This is a genomic window from Yersinia sp. 2545 StPb PI (assembly GCF_052217125.1).
GTDB lineage: Bacteria > Pseudomonadota > Gammaproteobacteria > Enterobacterales > Enterobacteriaceae > Yersinia > Yersinia enterocolitica_E.
In genome coordinates this window covers 3,234,499-3,249,955 of the sequence record NZ_JAZGPY010000001.1, presented here as the reverse complement: position 1 = coordinate 3,249,955, position 15,457 = coordinate 3,234,499, and the positions used below count along the sequence as shown (strand labels likewise).

The window sequence follows — 15,457 nt, the reverse complement described above, 5'->3', positions numbered from 1 at the left end:
ATGTGTGCACCGAACTGTCGGTTTATGTTAGCTCTGACAGGGTTTGATTCAAACCTTTAATCAACTGTGCTAATAGATTCTGCAGTTGAGTATAGGCCGCAGGAGCGATTTTTCCTTGCTGGCATTGGCTAATTAACTGCTGACATAATGCGGCACCTGCGGCATTTTGCAATATCAGAAAACTGCCCTTAATGCGGTGTAATACCTGTGCACGGGCCGCTAGCGGCTGTGGTACCAGTGCAAGTTGTTGGCGGTCATGCACCATGGAATCAAGCAGCGTCACCACTAATTTGCGCACCATAATTGGGTCTTGATTACCCAATCGTAATAGTATTTCCCGCAGGTTATCGTAAACCGGTTGCTCTGTGGTCATAACGGTTTGTATGCGTAATACCCGCTCAATATCACTGAGTGTCACCGGTTTGGTCAGCCAATGGTCGATAACGATATTCCCAGGCCGGATACGGGTAAATTCTTGTACATCGGCCGAGCAAAGGATGATTTTTACCGCCTTAGACTGAGATGGGCGCTCTTGTCGGCGAATGATTCGCGCCAGGGTAAAACCATCCAGAGTGGGCATATTGTAATCGACAAACAGCACATCGAACGGTTGCTGAAAATGAGCGTGTAATAGCTGGCGGCCATTATCAAACAGCTCGGATTCAATACCAAAATGCCTGAGCTGTTGTTGCATCAATAGGAGGTTACTCGGGTGGTCATCAACCATCGCGACACGAAGAGGAGACCGGCATAACGTGTCTGTAATTTCTGTTGCGGGCCTCAGGATTGGCGGCGATACCGTCTCCATGGCAAGCAATAATTTGATGGTGACCACGGTGCCTTTATTCAGCTCTGAGGCTAGGCTGATAGTGCCATTCATTCGGTCAATAAGCTCTTTGCAGATCGATAAACCCAAACCACTGCCTGGGATCATCAGATTGTTGCTGCTCTCAACCCGATAAAAGGGCTGGAACAGGTGGGGTATTTCCGCAGCGGCTATTCCGCAACCACTGTCCTCCACCTGCAATATCAACTCTCCTTGCCCTTCGTGCTGCGGTTGCCACGCCATCCGAACATTAATTTCGCCTTGGCGGGTAAACTTAATGGCATTGTTAATTAGATTGTTCATGACCTGAAGTAAGCGACCGCCATCAAGCAGAACTGTTTCAGGTAAGTTATCACTGTAACTGACATTTAAGGTTATCGGCCGCATACCCAACAGCGGTTGATAAACCGCGCGAATATGATTAATCCAAGGAATCAACGCAGTAGGTTGTGGTAAAAGCTGTAACGAGCCAATTTCCAACTTGGCATAATCTTGTAGGTCATTGAGTAGACTTAATAACGATGATGCTGAGCTGTAAATAACGGGCAAATTACCCTGCGCGATAGTGTTTTTTTTAAGCTCCAGTTCCAACAAACCAAGGATGGCATTCATTGGTGTTCGTAGCTCATGGCTGATAGTTGCCAGAAATTTACTTTTCATCTGATTAGCGGTTTCGGCTTGCAGGCGCGCCTGTTCCAAGACTTCTCGCTCACGTCGCTCTTTGCGCCGCTGAATAAAACGGCGGGCCATCACCACCAAGAGCAGTATCAATAGCCCGCCAAGGGCGCTAAACAACCAGGTGGCAGGGGGCATCATGCGATTTTCATTTACCGCATCAATAATATTGCGAGGATCGGATACCCATTCATCACGCAGTGATTGTAGGGTGGCGGGGGGGATTTGTAGCAAGTTTTTATTGAGAATCGACAGCAGTAACGGTGAATGTTGGGCGACGCCAAAGGCCAGTGGATAAGCAATGTTATCTGCCGCAAATGCCAGTTTGATGACCCCGGAATAGCGGGAAAGAACCATAAAATTGGCGGAGATGACATTATCAATCAACCCGTCCAACTGCCCATTAGCCAGTGCATCATACATTGCCTTACGGTTAGCAAAGACAGTGGCCAAGGTCTGGGGGGGGATCAGTTGCTGACCTAAATCCCCTTCCACCACACCGAGACGCTTGCCAGATAGATCTCCCCACGTTGAGACGTTATGGGTGAACGCGTTGGTATACACCCCCCACAAGGCACGGTGAATGGGCATCGAGCTGTCATATTGCGCTTTGAAACTACCGGCTAGCGGCAGTAAAGCCCGCATCATGGCCCTATTTTGTTGCACCAGTTGATCGGCCAACCGTGGGTTACTGCTCCAGACAGGCGAAAATTGCAGGCCAGTATTTTGCGCAATGGTATTGAGAATATCGACAATATAGCCGCGTGGTTGTTTATCGCTGCCACGATAAGTAAAGGGATAGTCATCATCGATGGCGGCGTAATACACCACGGGATGGGCCTTAACCCATTCTTGCTCCATGCGGGTAAGATCAGCATTACCGGTATCGAGATAGCTGGGAATTTTTTTACTCCAGCGGCCCTGAATGGTATTAAGAACGTCCATAGGGACGTTGCTGATAACGTGATCAAGCGTCTCTATCAATGCCGGATTGGTTGCCGCAAACACCAAAGAGATACTGCCGGGCTTTATATCATTCTCAACCTGATAAATTTGCCCCAGTTGCAGTTGATCAATAATAAAGCTGGCACTGGTTTCATCGGCAATAAAGTAGTCATTAAGGCCGTTTAATAAGGAGTAAATGGCTTGCAGATTATTATCAAACAGCTGGTTATGCGGGGTTTTATTCTGAATTTCATCGACCAACTGCATACCGGCCATTTTACTAATAGCAATGCGCGCATCAGCCGAGTTTAACATTACCTGACGGCTATTTTGGCGGCTACGTAACACCAGTAACTTACTGACATAGTAAGGTTTTGATATATATAAGTTGGGATTTAATGCGCTGCGAGGTAAACCAAACAGTAGGTCGATATCACCTTGTTTTAATGCCTGATTCAGGGTTGTGGCGTCGGAGAAGCCTATCACCTCCACATTGGCCCCGGTTGCTTGCTTAATATAGTTAAGGTAATCGGCATTCAGACCGTACAGGTCACCATCGACAATAATATTATACGGGCTCACATTGTCGTTGAGGATGCCAACCCGCAAAGTGGCATTACGCCATGGATTATTAGGTGTGATAAACGGTGTGCTGGCCGGTATGTTCAAGCTGCTAACTAAATTGTAGTGCAAAGTAGAGGTCGCTTGTGCGGGTAGCAGCAGGCAGAATTGGACAATGAATAGCAATACTAACCCGCATTTTCTCATGGTTGTAGCTCGTTAAATACGGCAATTAATGCCAGTAAATTTGCTGCACCGGTTTTATTGAGAATATTTTTCTTATGTGTGCTGACAGTTTTATTGCTGATATTCAGTAACTCAGCAATATGTAAATTAGAATGGCCTTTACTGAGTAATCCCAATATTTGCAGCTCTTTCTGGGTTAAATGGTATTTTTCATCGTTAGGTGTGGAGCTGCTATCCAGCGTACTGGCGGGGAATACTCGTTGGCCGGCAATAACGGCATCAATGGCTTGCAATAGGTTATCCATCGGCTGCCCTTTATGCATAAAACCCTGTGCCCCAGCGGAATAAGCCATTTTGGCATAAACCTCTTCTTCCTGGGCGGTGTAAATCATGATGGACTGCTGTGGATAGTGGCGGCGGATTTTGCGTAAAAACTGCAAACCGTCAAGCTGTGGCAAACTGATATCCAAAATTAACAGATCAAAGTGATATTCCGCCAATAAGGCCAATGCCTGCTGGTCATCAGCAGCGCAATGCAGATGATAACGTGGTGTCGCGCGCATCAGTGCAGCTTCAAGGGCAACATGCACCACGGGGTGATCATCAACTAACAGTAACCTAGGCATAAACCGTATTAACCTTTAGGGATAAGAGGGGGGTGATAACCGAGTATGACTCTTATTAATGATTTTATAACAAATAACAATCCAGATAAAAATTGATGGCTTCATTCAATAAGTTGATACCTAATCGAGTAAACCGCATTATTGCTGTTTATCTGCACAGAACACCAAATGTAATAAAGTAGATTTACAGCGTTCAATTCACCAGCTAGATTGGTTCAACTAGATTGGTACCGATAGACGTTGTGCGATGACCGTCACAAGACTTAATGGAAGAACTATGAATTACCTGAATGATGACCTACGGATTAATGAAATTAAGGAACTCCTGCCCCCTGTTGCTTTGTTAGAGAAGTTTCCAGCCAGTGAGAACGCAGCAGAGACGGTATCCAAGACCCGCACAGCTATTCATAACATCCTGCGTGCCCAAGACGACCGTTTGTTGGTTGTCATCGGTCCATGCTCTATTCATGATACCCAAGCGGCCAAAGAGTATGCGGCCCGTTTGCTAACCCTGCGTGAAGAACTGCAAGGCGAGCTTGAAGTGGTGATGCGGGTTTATTTTGAAAAACCGCGTACCACGGTGGGTTGGAAAGGTCTGATTAACGATCCGCATATGGATGCTAGCTATGACATCAATGACGGTCTGCGTATCGCGCGTAAGTTATTGTTAGATATCAACGAGAGCGGGCTGCCAGCAGCGGGTGAATTTTTGGATATGATAACCCCGCAGTATTTGGCTGACCTGATGAGCTGGGGTGCCATCGGCGCCCGTACCACTGAATCTCAGGTTCACCGTGAGCTGGCTTCAGGTCTGTCTTGCCCGGTTGGGTTTAAAAATGGCACCGATGGCACTATCAAGGTCGCTATCGATGCCATTAATGCGGCTAGTGCACCGCACTGCTTCCTGTCAGTGACCAAATGGGGTCATTCAGCGATTGTAAATACCGCCGGTAACGACGATTGTCATATTATTCTGCGTGGTGGCAAAGAGCCAAACTATAGCAGTGCTCATGTTGCTGCGGTTAAAGAAGGGCTGAGTAAAGCGGGCCTGGAACCACAGATCATGATCGATTTCAGCCATGCTAATAGTAGCAAGCAATTTAAAAAGCAGATGGACGTCAGTAAAGATGTCTGCAACCAGATTGCTCATGGTGAAAAATCGATTATGGGCGTGATGATTGAAAGTCATTTGGTGGAAGGCAATCAGAATCTGGAAAGTGGCGAACCACTGACTTACGGCAAAAGTGTCACCGATGCGTGTATCGGCTGGGAAGACACCGAAACGGTATTACGTGAGTTAGCAGATGCCGTCAAAGCGCGCCGCCAATAATAGCGAGCAGGCAAATAAAAACCCCCGGCATTGATCATGTTCGGGGGTTTTTAAATGGTGCTAATCAGGGATGATTACTTCGCTTTGCCTTGGTTAGCAACAGCGGCGGCTTTAGCCGCGATTTCATCAGCGTTACCCAGATAGTAGCGTTTGATTGGTTTGAAGTTTTCATCAAACTCATACACCAAAGGTACGGCAGTTGGGATGTTCAGCTCAAGAATTTCATCTTCGCTCAGGTCATCCAGATATTTTACCAATGCTCGCAGAGAGTTACCGTGGGCGGCGATAATGACTCGCTCACCACTGACAATGCGGGGTTTGATCACTTCATTCCAGTAAGGAATAACGCGTTCGATGGTCAGCGCCAGGCTTTCTGTGGTTGGCAGTTCTGCATCGGTAAGTTTTGCGTAACGTGGGTCATTACCAGGGAAGCGCTCATCGCTTTTTTCCAGCGCAGGTGGGGTGATAGCAAAACCACGACGCCACAATTTAACTTGCTCGTCGCCATACTTGGCCGCAGTTTCTGATTTATCCAGACCTTGCAGTGCGCCGTAATGACGCTCATTCAGTTTCCAGGTTTTTTCCGTTGGCAGCCAGGCCTGATCCAGTTCATCCAGCACACTCCACAAGGTGTGGATAGCACGTTTCAGTACTGAGGTATAAGCAAAATCAAACGCGAAACCTTCGTCTTTTAACAGCTTGCCCGCCGCTTGTGCTTCTCCACGGCCTTTCTCAGATAAATCAACATCATACCAACCGGTGAAGCGGTTTTCATTGTTCCACTGACTTTCGCCGTGTCGTACCAGAACCAGCTTAGTTACTGCCATAGCGTTAACTCCTTTAATGTGAAACTCAATCTCTATACCCCTCGGACTTGAAGACGCTGTCTAACCACGCTATTACCGGAGGGTATAGATTAATATTCAATGATAACTATTATCATTATATTGCGGGATTGCCGCCAACAGCAATGGTTTGTGTTTAACCATAGCCAATTTTTTAGCGGAAGTTAAGCTCATTGGGGTTCCCTCGCTTACCGCCTTCCTGGATCTTGATATTTATTAGGTATCGGTTTATATCCAATTAAAAGAGGGGTACTAAATACCCCTCCGGCTGCGGGGATTAGGCGGCTTTCTTCAGGCAGGTACTCATAAAGGTTTTACGCTCATCACCTTTTAACGCTTTGGTCGCTGCGTCGGCATTGCAGCTTTTCATTTTCTGCTGTTGTGGCGTCAGGGCTTTTTCATCGGGATGAATCTGCGCTTTCAGGCACTGACTCATAAACTTCTTCCGATCATCGCCTTTCAGTGATTGGGTCGTTGCCTGCTGATTACAGTCAGTCATCTTCTTCTGTTGTGCGGCCTGAGCGGGTGACGGTGTTTTCGCCGTATCTGCTGCCATCACATTGACACTAAGCAGTAATCCCGCACAGAGTAACCATAGGGTAGTTAGGCGCATAAACATTCCTTAAATAATATTGAGGGTCGGAAAGGGCGGGAAACAGGTCAGTATCACCGCAGATAGATGCTGTTAAGCGTAGTCGGCAGTGCTCAATATGGGTAGTTATCCCCGTCATCTTTCAAACAGCGTTCAAATCGGTTCCCGACCGATTTGTCACCCGAATCACTGACCTATGTCAGCTCATCGGGATCTCGTCTTCCTGCATCTTGAAATCTGTTGGGTATATAGCTTTATAGCGCGATAAAGTGATAAACCGTGGTGGCGCGGTAGGTTTTCCCCGGTTTTAGCCAGCAATCAGGTTGTGGCCATTCGGGGTGGTTAGGGCTATCAGGTAGGAATTCACTTTCCAGCGCTACGCCGGTGTAGCTGGCGTAAGTGCCCCCTTTGCGGGCCGGTGTTCCGCCAAGGAAGTTGCCACTATACAACTGCAACGCAGGTGCGGTGGTATAAACACTCATTTGTACCCGGTTATCAGATGACCACAGATGAGCCGCCGGGCTTTCCGTTGCACCGCAAGTACGATGGAGCAGGTAAGCATGATCATAGCCTTTAACCCGCGGCTGACAACGGTCTTGCAGGAAGTCGCGTGCCAATGTTTTTGGTTGTCGGAAATCCATACCGGTTTTCTCAACATTAGCCAATCCGCCGCTTGGGATCCCCTCACTATCAACCGGTAAGTAACGATCCGCAAATAGCTGCAACCGATGCGCCCGTACGTCCAGCCCTTCACCATCAAGATTAAAGTAAGCATGATTGGTCAGATTCACCGGACAGGTTTTATCGACCTGAGCCTGATAGTGGATCTCCAATCGGTTATCTTCCGTCAACAGATATTGCACTTCGGCGGTCAGATTACCGGGGAAGCCCTGATCACCATCAGGTGAGTGCAGTTGATAAGTCACCTGCCTCTCATCCTGCTTAACCTTTTGCCAGCGGCGAGCATGGAAACCTTCAGGACCACCATGCAGTTGGTTAGGTCCCTGATTAGGTAACAGATTGAGGGTTTGACCCTCCACCGTGATTTGGCTGTTAGCAATACGGTTGGCATAGCGGCCAACGGTGGCACCAAGATAAGCGGCTTGACGTAGGTAGTCTGCGGGAGTCTGGCAGCCCAGCAATAGCTCGCGCTTTTCGCCATCGGTCAGCGGCAGGACCGCAGATAGCCAGGTTGCGCCCCAGTCCATCAGCGTTACACTCATACCGGCTTTATTATGCAATTCGGTCAATTCAAAGGGGTGACCATCTGGTGCTAACTGGTCAACACTGCTTGATGATGCAGCGTCGTTTTTCAGCATAAACCCGCTCCTTGTGAAGCCTGACATACGTAGAAGGTCTCTTTCCTACCGCCGCTATGAGCCGGATACTCCTGGGCTACGGCTGCACGAACCTGCTCAACCAGCGACGTTGGCATCAGTGCGACAATGCAGCCACCGAACCCCCCGCCAGTCATACGAACACCACCTTGCTCCCCAATAACGGATTTCACAATATCCACCAAGCTATCGATCGGCGGAACTGTGATCTCGAAGTCATCACGCATCGAAATATGAGACTCCTGCATCAATTGCCCCATCAATTTCAAATCACCGGAGGCCAGGGCATCAGCTGCCGCTAGCGTGCGTTCGTTTTCGGTAATTACATGGCGTGCACGCTTAGCGACGACGGGATCCAGCTCATCCTGAATAGAGAAGAACAGGGTTGGATCCACATCACGCAAGGCTTTAACACCAAAGAAACGGGCGGCAGTTTCACATTGCTGGCGGCGGGTGTTGTATTCGCTATCAACCAGACCCCGTTTCACATTGGAGTTAATGATGACGACCGCAACGTTTTCCGGCATTGCCACGGCACGGGTTTCAAGGGTACGGCAATCGATCAGTAGTGCATGATCTTGTTTACCCAGCGCTGAAATGAGCTGATCCATAATGCCGCAGTTACAGCCAACAAACTGGTTCTCTGCCTCTTGCCCATTTAGCGCCAGATCGACACCGCTAAGGGGCAATTGATAAAGAGACTGCAACGCTTGCCCGACCGCGACCTCAAGTGATGCTGAAGAGCTGAGACCGGCACCTTGTGGCACATTGCCACTGATCACCAGATCTGCACCACCAAAATCGGCATGGCGCAGTTGCAAGTGTTTCACGACGCCGCGCACGTAATCCGCCCAGCGGTATTCGGCATGTGGGACGATTGGCGCATCCAGTGAGAATATATCCTGCTGATTTTCATAATCAGCAGCAATAACACGAATCTGGCGGTCATCACGTTTGCCACAACTGATGACGGTTTCATAATCAATAGCACAGGGCAGCACGAAACCGTCGTTATAATCGGTGTGTTCGCCAATAAGATTGACGCGACCCGGCGCTTTGATAGTAATGTCAGGTTCTTGATTAAACTGTTGGCGGAAAATAGCCTGGGTATGCTGTTTTAAACTCATTATTTGACTCCGGCTTCTCGATAATGAACATCACTTACTGCCCGCAGGTGTTCAGCCGCCTGTTCTGCTGTAAGGTCGCGCTGGGTTTCAGCCAACATCTCATAACCCACCATAAATTTACGTACCGACGCCGAACGCAGCAACGGCGGATAAAAATGAGCATGCAATTGCCAGTGTGTGTTGTCGCTTGCGTTATACGGTGCGCCATGCCACCCCATCGAATAGGGAAAAGAGCACGAGAACAAGTTGTCGTAGCGGCTGGTCAGCTTTTTCAGGGCAATGGCGAGACAACTGCGTTGTTCCACAGAGAGGTCTTCTAACCGCAGCACATGGGCTTTGGGCAGTAATAATATTTCAAACGGCCATGCTGCCCAATAGGGCACTACCGCCAGCCAGTGCTCGGTTTCAACTACCGTCCTGCTGCCGTCACGACGCTCACGTTCAGCATAATCGACCAGCATGGGGGACTGATTTTGCTGAAAATAGTGCTGTTGCAGGCTGTCTTCCCGTGCTGCTTCATTTGGCAAAAAACTATTGGCCCAAATTTGGCCATGGGGATGCGGATTTGAGCACCCCATCGCCGCGCCTTTATTTTCAAATACCTGCACCCATGGGTAGGTTTGGCCTAATTCGGCACTCTGTTGCTGCCAGGTCTGAATAACATCTTCCAACGCAGGCAAAGAGAGTTGCGGCAGCGTCTTACTGTGGTCAGGTGAGAAGCAAATAACCCTGCTGGTGCCGCGCGCACTTTGGCTCCGCATCAAGGGATCATCACTTTGCGGCGCATCAGGTGTATCTGGCATCAGCGCGGCAAAGTCATTGGTAAACACATAGGTTGATGGATAGTCAGGATTGACATCGCCGGTCACCCGAGTATTACCAGGGCACAAGAAGCAATCAGGGTCGTGCGCCGGTAAATTCTCCGTCGCCTGGGCCTCTTGCTGGCCTTGCCATGGGCGCTTGGCCCGATGAGGTGAGACCAGCACCCATTGATCACTTAATGGATTGTATCTACGGTGTGGATGATCCACAGGGTTAAAATCAGTCATAACAACACCTTAATCGGGATAACCCTGAGGATTATTGGATTGCCAACGCCAGGTATCTGCCGCCATTTCATCAAGCGAGCGGTGTACCCGCCAACCCAATTGTGCGGCAGCTTTGCTCGGATCTGCCCAGTAAGCCGGTAAGTCACCTTCGCGGCGCGGGGCAAAATGGTAGGCCAGCGGCTTGCCACACGCCTTGCTGAATGCCTCGACCACTTGTAAAACACTGCTACCCACGCCGGCACCCAGATTGAAAATATGCACGCCAGGCTGATTGTGTAGTTTTTTCATCGCCGCCACATGGCCATCTGCTAAATCGACCACGTGAATATAATCGCGTACCCCGGTGCCATCAGGTGTCGGGTAGTCATTACCGAATATGGCCAGCGACTCACGACGACCAACGGCAACTTGTGCAATAAATGGCATCAGGTTATTCGGGATACCTTGTGGGTCTTCACCCATAGAGCCTGACGGATGTGCGCCAACGGGATTGAAATAGCGCAGAATGGTCATATTCCATTGTGGGTCAGCCAGTTGCACATCTTGCAAAATTTGCTCAACCATCAACTTGCTACGGCCATACGGGCTGGATGGCAAGCCGGTCGGGAAGCTTTCGACATACGGAATTTGTGGCTGATCACCGTAGACCGTGGCAGAGGAACTGAAGATAAAGTTTTTGATCTGTGCAGCACGCATGGCCTCCAGCAATACTAAGGTGCCGAAGACATTATTATTGTAATATTCCAGTGGCTTACTGACCGACTCACCCACGGCTTTCAGGCCAGCAAAGTGAATGACTGCATGGATAGACTGCTCAGCAAATATTCGGTCGAGTAAAGCGCGGTCACGGATGTCACCTTGATAAAGCTTCGGTGTATAGCCGCTAAGGGCATGTATCCGGGCTAATACGCTGGATTTGCTGTTGCAAAGGTTATCGAGGATGACCGGTTGGTAGCCAGCTTCAATCAATTGCACACAGGTATGGCTACCGATGTAACCGCTACCACCTGTTACCAGAACGTACATAAAAGACTCCTCGAATGACTTTAGTCTAAGAAAGATAGCACGCCATTATGTGAGAAAAGGTGATCTGCGCTCAATAATGGAATCGTTTACATTTAAATTTCTCCCAGTTTAATCCCAGCAAAAGCATAAAGACAGGGGAATAAGCAAGGATAGGCAAAAACAAGAGATAAATAACAGTCACCACATAGATAACTGGATTGGTAGCGTTCTCATCCATTAATTCAGCAGAAATGTCCTGCCTGTTATGCACCGCCCGATTCCAGTTAAGAATGCTAGCCTCGGGTCGGTAGATAACAGGGTAGATAAAGATTAGTGCGATGAATAAAGAGGATAAGTGAAGAACAATAAATGCATCAAATTCAGGGCGAAGTGAAAGGCAACCGCCACCCATAAACGACCACTCCACAGCCATGCCAGGCCGTAAATTAACCCTGCCAATGCGGCGAACACCATCAATAGCGGGCCGCCTGCAATATGTGCTGCGCCAAATAATAGGGCGGTGAGCAGTAGGGCCGGATAGTTACCCAACCACTGACTTAACCTTTGTTGCAAATAGCCACGAAACAGTGCTTCTTCTGCCAGACAAACAAAAAACACATTAGCGACCACAAAGGAACCTATCCATGCTGGGGTGTGCATCTCAATTTTCAGGCCGCCTAAGGCAACAGCCAGCAACAGCAATGCAGGGATACTGACAATCAATACCAGCCAGCTTGCACGGCTCACTGATGGATGCTTTTTCGCGACAAATAAGGTTGGCAGGCAAGCCAGTAAAATAAAAGGTATTAATGCTTTATCAAGATTGTAATACAGGCTGAAGGGTGCGCTGAGTGGCCCTGTCTTCACGTCTTTCAATACATTTAGATTATTAAAACCGGGTACCAGATGCAGAAACAGTGCGATTGCTGCCATCACCAGCAGCAATTCCAGTGCGACGGCCGGCCATTTCCGGTGACGATATTTTTTCAGTAGTAGTGCCACAATCAATGTTAGAAGCAAGAATGCGGCCGATGGTAGAGTCAAAACACCGTGATACAAGGCAATTGACAGTGACGACAGCAAGAGAAACAGGGAAAGTACCCGGTTAATTGATAAGAAAAGTAACGAAGCAGCAAGTATGCCCCACATAAATATCCCTTTAATGTTATGCCCGTCATCTTTCAAATCGCAGGTGCGTTGGCCGCTTGATTCGCTCGGCTTATAGGGCTATACCCCTTTTGAGACTTAGCCTGCGGACTCACGTACATGCAGTTCAAATCGGCTTATGAGCGCTTTGTTTCTTGCGGCTGGCCTGCACCTGAAATTTATAGGGTATAAATCCTGATGGTGGCTGAATATGTTAAGTTTATCGCCGGCGCTGATAGGGGCTGGCAGTAAGAATGATAGCATAAGCCCCCGCCAATAAACGCCGCTTCCGTTGAGGATAGCTCTCATTATCCTCAACGAAATGCCTGAAGAGTTTTAACCTGCTAACTTTTCCTGTTGGTAGTGATAAATATCGCCATCAGGAACAAAGGTCAGACGGTGGGTAATGCACTGTGGTGCATCTTCAGCATGGTGAGAAACGAATAACAGTTGCGTGTCACCCTCACTGATCATTACATCAATAAAACGCCGTACCAATAGGCGATTAAGCGGGTCCAAACCCTGCAAGGGTTCATCAAGAATCAACAGTGCAGGATGCTTAACCAGTGCTCGGGCGATCAGTGCCAACCGCTGTTGTCCCCAAGAGAGACTGTGGAAGGGCTGATTAGCGGTCACGGCGGAAAAACCGAGTAAGTCTAACCATTGATTGGCTAATTGTTGTTGGCGATCAGACACTGCCTGATAAATACCGATTGAATCGAAAAAACCGGAGAGAATCACGGTACGTAGATTGGTGCTGACGCGGTAATCCAGATGCAAACTACTGCTGACATAACCAATATGGCGTTTAATATCCCAGATAGTTTCCCCACTGCCACGGCGGCGGCCAAACAGTGTCAAATCATTACTGTATCCTTGCGGATGGTCGCCAGTAATCAGGCTGAGTAAGGTTGACTTCCCAGCACCGTTTTGGCCAATAATTTGCCAGTGTTCACCGGGATTAACCTGCCAACTCAGGTTATGAAGAATAGGGCGGTCATTGTATTCAACCACGCCATTACGCAAGATAATTAGTGGCTTATCTGGTGCGAAAGGGGCCTGCTGTTGCGGGTGTTCTGTTTCTGGCAACAACATACCATCAAGGTTTTCACTGTGCGCCAGTTGGGCAATCAATGCCTCGGAAAGAATCTGCTGGCGGGGGCCAGTATGGGTTAATTGGCAATCTGCCAGCACACCGACGTATTGCACAAAATCAGGGATATCATCAAAACGATTTAGTACCAGCACCAGCGTGACACCTTGTGCTGAAAGGGTGGATAGCATACCAGCCAACTGCGTGCGGGCTGTCACATCCAGACCATCAAAGGGTTCATCCAGAATCAACAGATCCGGTTGTGGCATCAGCGCTCGGCACAGCAATGTTTTGCGGGTCTCACCATTAGAAAGATATTTAAAGCGACGCGAGAGTAACTGGCTGATACCAAACTGCTCTGCCAACTGCTGACAACGTTGCGGATCAACGTATTCTTCCTGAATGATCTCTGCGGTAGTACGCCCGGTATCGTCTTCATCTGCGCTGAGTAAATCAGTGTTATTGCGCTGCCACTCTTCGCTGACTAACTGCTGAAGTTGCTCGAACGACAAATGCACGCTGTGGCGAAAATGGTTGTGGCGGCTGCCGCTCAACAGGATTAATTCCCCTGCTAATGCCTTTGCCAACGCGGATTTCCCGCTACCATTGGCACCGACAAATGCCCAGCTATCACCCGATTGAACATGCAATGCTGGCAGGATGAGTGTCCGGGTGTCACTCAGGCGAAAACAACCTTGCGATATTTGCAACTCCGACATCATTCTTTCCATATTTTGCAACACAATAAGGGTGTTAGGGATAATCGGAAAGGGGCAAAATGTCAACAGTAAATACTAAGGTTATTTTGCATAACTAAGCTGAATTATTTAGCAAAGTGTAGCGATAATGACCCGATCTGCATTGAATTGGGCAATGACGTGACTACCAACATGCAAATTCAGCTTATGTAATTCGCTATTGTTTTGTGTCGAACACAAGCTGGCTCCCCCAGTTAAGGTCACGATAACTTCACTGTGATCGCTGCCGGGTTCAATACTGGCCACGGTGCCGGGCAGAGAGTTATCAGCAGCTCCCGCCAGTGCCTGATCAGTAACCAGTTTTACCCAAGGGGCTTTGATCAGTGCCAATACTTCTTTGCCCGCCGAAAGTTGCAAGCGATCAGCACTCTGTTGAGTGAGTGCCGCAGATAACCGGGTTTTGCCGTCTGATAATAGGATATTGACGTGTTGTTGAACCTGCTGATGATCCCGCTCAATCAGGGTGCCGAAAAATTGATTACGGGCGCTGGTTTGTAAAGAGAAGCGCGAAATAGCTGCCAATAAACTATCGAGTGGCAGCGAATCATCTTTCAGCGTGTCAAATGCCTTTTGCTGGATCTTGGCGAGCAAATCATAAAGTTGAATTAAACGCTCGCCGTAACGAGTCAGGTGCGCGCCGCCACCGCCTTTACCACCTGTTGCCCGCTCAACCAATATTTCCTCGGCTAAGGTATTCATTTCGTTAATCGCGTCCCAGGCACTTTTATAGCTAATCCCAGCCAGTTTTGCGCCCTGGCTGATGGAACCGGTATGCTGTATTTGTTTCAGTAATGCGATACGCCGGGGATCAGCAAACAGCCGTTGCTGAAGTTTTAGGGTAAGAAGAATTTCAGCCTGCATGATTTTTTACTCCGGCGGGAAAGGATTATTGCTATCTAAGTGCTTGTATACACCTGAATCGCACGTTTGGCAGGTTACATTCTTTTGCTGTTAGTTAAAATAACAGGGTTCATTCATCGCTGATATAATTTACAGTAAATGATAGATCCTAGTTATTGTGATAACGTAAGTTATCGCTCAATGAGCAGTAATGAGAGGCTGATATGTTGGATTTATTGAAAAGTCTGGTCTTTGCCGTGGTCATGGTACCGGTGGTGATGGCCGTGATTCTGGGGCTTATCTATGGACTGGGCGAGGTGTTCAACGTCATCTCTAAGACCGGTCACACCAAAGAACGCTCTTAATCTGATTTCTGAATGCCCGGCACATAGACGCTGGGCATTTTCGTTTTTCTCCCTCATTTCCTCCACTCCCCCACTTGTTACCACAGCTCAAGATACCTCACATCTTGCCGATAAACTGCATGACCTGCTTATAATGTTGCGTTATATTCCC

General features: G+C 48.4%; 13 protein-coding genes. 2 read left to right on the top strand and 11 right to left on the bottom strand.

Going from position 1 to position 15,457, the window contains the following annotated elements; all coding sequences use genetic code 11:
* Positions 1-22: 22 nt before the first annotated feature.
* Positions 23-3,214 carry an ATP-binding protein gene (locus V1955_RS15160; protein ID WP_442821109.1) on the bottom strand — a complete coding sequence of 1,064 codons (3,192 nt, stop codon included), beginning with the start codon at positions 3,212-3,214 and terminating at the stop codon, positions 23-25.
* Positions 3,211-3,819 carry a response regulator gene (locus V1955_RS15155; protein WP_083159570.1) on the bottom strand — a complete coding sequence of 203 codons (609 nt, stop codon included), beginning with the start codon at positions 3,817-3,819 and terminating at the stop codon, positions 3,211-3,213. Before V1955_RS15155 ends, V1955_RS15160 begins: the two co-directional genes overlap by 4 nt.
* A gap of 277 nt (positions 3,820-4,096) precedes the next feature.
* Here V1955_RS15155 and aroG point away from each other — a divergent pair, with 277 nt between their 5' ends.
* The gene (gene aroG / locus V1955_RS15150; protein WP_083159568.1) at positions 4,097-5,149 is read left to right on the top strand and encodes a 3-deoxy-7-phosphoheptulonate synthase AroG; all 1,053 of its coding nucleotides are present in this window, start codon (positions 4,097-4,099) and stop codon (positions 5,147-5,149) included.
* 74 nt (positions 5,150-5,223) lie between these two features.
* Here the strand turns inward: aroG and gpmA are convergent, their stop codons facing one another.
* The 9 genes from gpmA to modE all read right to left on the bottom strand — a co-directional run bounded on the left by gpmA (position 5,224) and on the right by modE (position 14,962).
* Positions 5,224-5,976 carry a 2,3-diphosphoglycerate-dependent phosphoglycerate mutase gene (gene gpmA, locus V1955_RS15145; RefSeq protein WP_083159566.1) on the bottom strand — a complete coding sequence of 251 codons (753 nt, stop codon included), beginning with the start codon at positions 5,974-5,976 and terminating at the stop codon, positions 5,224-5,226.
* A 295-nt stretch (positions 5,977-6,271) separates the two neighbouring features.
* The gene (locus V1955_RS15140; RefSeq protein WP_372568872.1) at positions 6,272-6,607 is read right to left on the bottom strand and encodes a PsiF family protein; all 336 of its coding nucleotides are present in this window, start codon (positions 6,605-6,607) and stop codon (positions 6,272-6,274) included.
* 233 nt (positions 6,608-6,840) lie between these two features.
* Positions 6,841-7,905, bottom strand: coding sequence for a galactose-1-epimerase (gene galM, locus V1955_RS15135; RefSeq protein WP_442821108.1), 1,065 nt, complete (start codon positions 7,903-7,905; stop codon positions 6,841-6,843).
* Positions 7,899-9,050 (bottom strand): galactokinase, encoded by a 1,152-nt coding sequence (gene galK / locus V1955_RS15130; RefSeq protein WP_083159560.1) that lies wholly within the window; start codon positions 9,048-9,050, stop codon positions 7,899-7,901. The genes galM and galK overlap by 7 nt, the downstream gene beginning before the upstream one ends.
* A complete protein-coding gene (gene galT / locus V1955_RS15125; RefSeq protein WP_442821107.1) occupies positions 9,050-10,099 on the bottom strand; it encodes a galactose-1-phosphate uridylyltransferase in 1,050 nt (349 codons plus the stop codon). Before galT ends, galK begins: the two co-directional genes overlap by 1 nt.
* Before the next feature lie 9 nt (positions 10,100-10,108).
* The gene (gene galE / locus V1955_RS15120) at positions 10,109-11,125 is read right to left on the bottom strand and encodes a UDP-glucose 4-epimerase GalE (protein WP_372568873.1); all 1,017 of its coding nucleotides are present in this window, start codon (positions 11,123-11,125) and stop codon (positions 10,109-10,111) included.
* Positions 11,126-11,434: 309 nt separating this feature from the next.
* Positions 11,435-12,253, bottom strand: coding sequence for a CPBP family intramembrane glutamic endopeptidase (locus V1955_RS15115; protein ID WP_420073086.1), 819 nt, complete (start codon positions 12,251-12,253; stop codon positions 11,435-11,437).
* A 333-nt stretch (positions 12,254-12,586) separates the two neighbouring features.
* Positions 12,587-14,062, bottom strand: a complete 1,476-nt coding sequence (gene modF / locus V1955_RS15110; protein WP_442821451.1) for a molybdate ABC transporter ATP-binding protein ModF — start codon at positions 14,060-14,062, stop codon at positions 12,587-12,589.
* A gap of 108 nt (positions 14,063-14,170) precedes the next feature.
* A complete protein-coding gene (modE, locus tag V1955_RS15105) occupies positions 14,171-14,962 on the bottom strand; it encodes a molybdenum-dependent transcriptional regulator (RefSeq protein WP_083159550.1) in 792 nt (263 codons plus the stop codon).
* A gap of 203 nt (positions 14,963-15,165) precedes the next feature.
* Between modE and V1955_RS15100 the strand changes: the two genes are divergently transcribed.
* Positions 15,166-15,306 (top strand): AcrZ family multidrug efflux pump-associated protein, encoded by a 141-nt coding sequence (locus V1955_RS15100; protein ID WP_083159548.1) that lies wholly within the window; start codon positions 15,166-15,168, stop codon positions 15,304-15,306.
* Positions 15,307-15,457 lie beyond the last annotated feature (151 nt).

Bases quoted from the DNA above. Each gene is read 5' to 3' on its own strand.
- V1955_RS15160 (WP_442821109.1), bottom strand. From the start codon at position 3,214: ATGAGAAAATGCGGGTTAGTATTGCTATTCATTGTCCAATTCTGCCTG.
- V1955_RS15155 (WP_083159570.1), bottom strand. From the start codon at position 3,819: ATGCCTAGGTTACTGTTAGTTGATGATCACCCCGTGGTGCATGTTGCC.
- aroG (WP_083159568.1), top strand. From the start codon at position 4,097: ATGAATTACCTGAATGATGACCTACGGATTAATGAAATTAAGGAACTC.
- gpmA (WP_083159566.1), bottom strand. From the start codon at position 5,976: ATGGCAGTAACTAAGCTGGTTCTGGTACGACACGGCGAAAGTCAGTGG.
- V1955_RS15140 (WP_372568872.1), bottom strand. From the start codon at position 6,607: ATGCGCCTAACTACCCTATGGTTACTCTGTGCGGGATTACTGCTTAGT.
- galM (WP_442821108.1), bottom strand. From the start codon at position 7,905: ATGCTGAAAAACGACGCTGCATCATCAAGCAGTGTTGACCAGTTAGCA.
- galK (WP_083159560.1), bottom strand. From the start codon at position 9,050: ATGAGTTTAAAACAGCATACCCAGGCTATTTTCCGCCAACAGTTTAAT.
- galT (WP_442821107.1), bottom strand. From the start codon at position 10,099: ATGACTGATTTTAACCCTGTGGATCATCCACACCGTAGATACAATCCA.
- galE (WP_372568873.1), bottom strand. From the start codon at position 11,125: ATGTACGTTCTGGTAACAGGTGGTAGCGGTTACATCGGTAGCCATACC.
- V1955_RS15115 (WP_420073086.1), bottom strand. From the start codon at position 12,253: ATGTGGGGCATACTTGCTGCTTCGTTACTTTTCTTATCAATTAACCGG.
- modF (WP_442821451.1), bottom strand. From the start codon at position 14,062: ATGTCGGAGTTGCAAATATCGCAAGGTTGTTTTCGCCTGAGTGACACC.
- modE (WP_083159550.1), bottom strand. From the start codon at position 14,962: ATGCAGGCTGAAATTCTTCTTACCCTAAAACTTCAGCAACGGCTGTTT.
- V1955_RS15100 (WP_083159548.1), top strand. From the start codon at position 15,166: ATGTTGGATTTATTGAAAAGTCTGGTCTTTGCCGTGGTCATGGTACCG.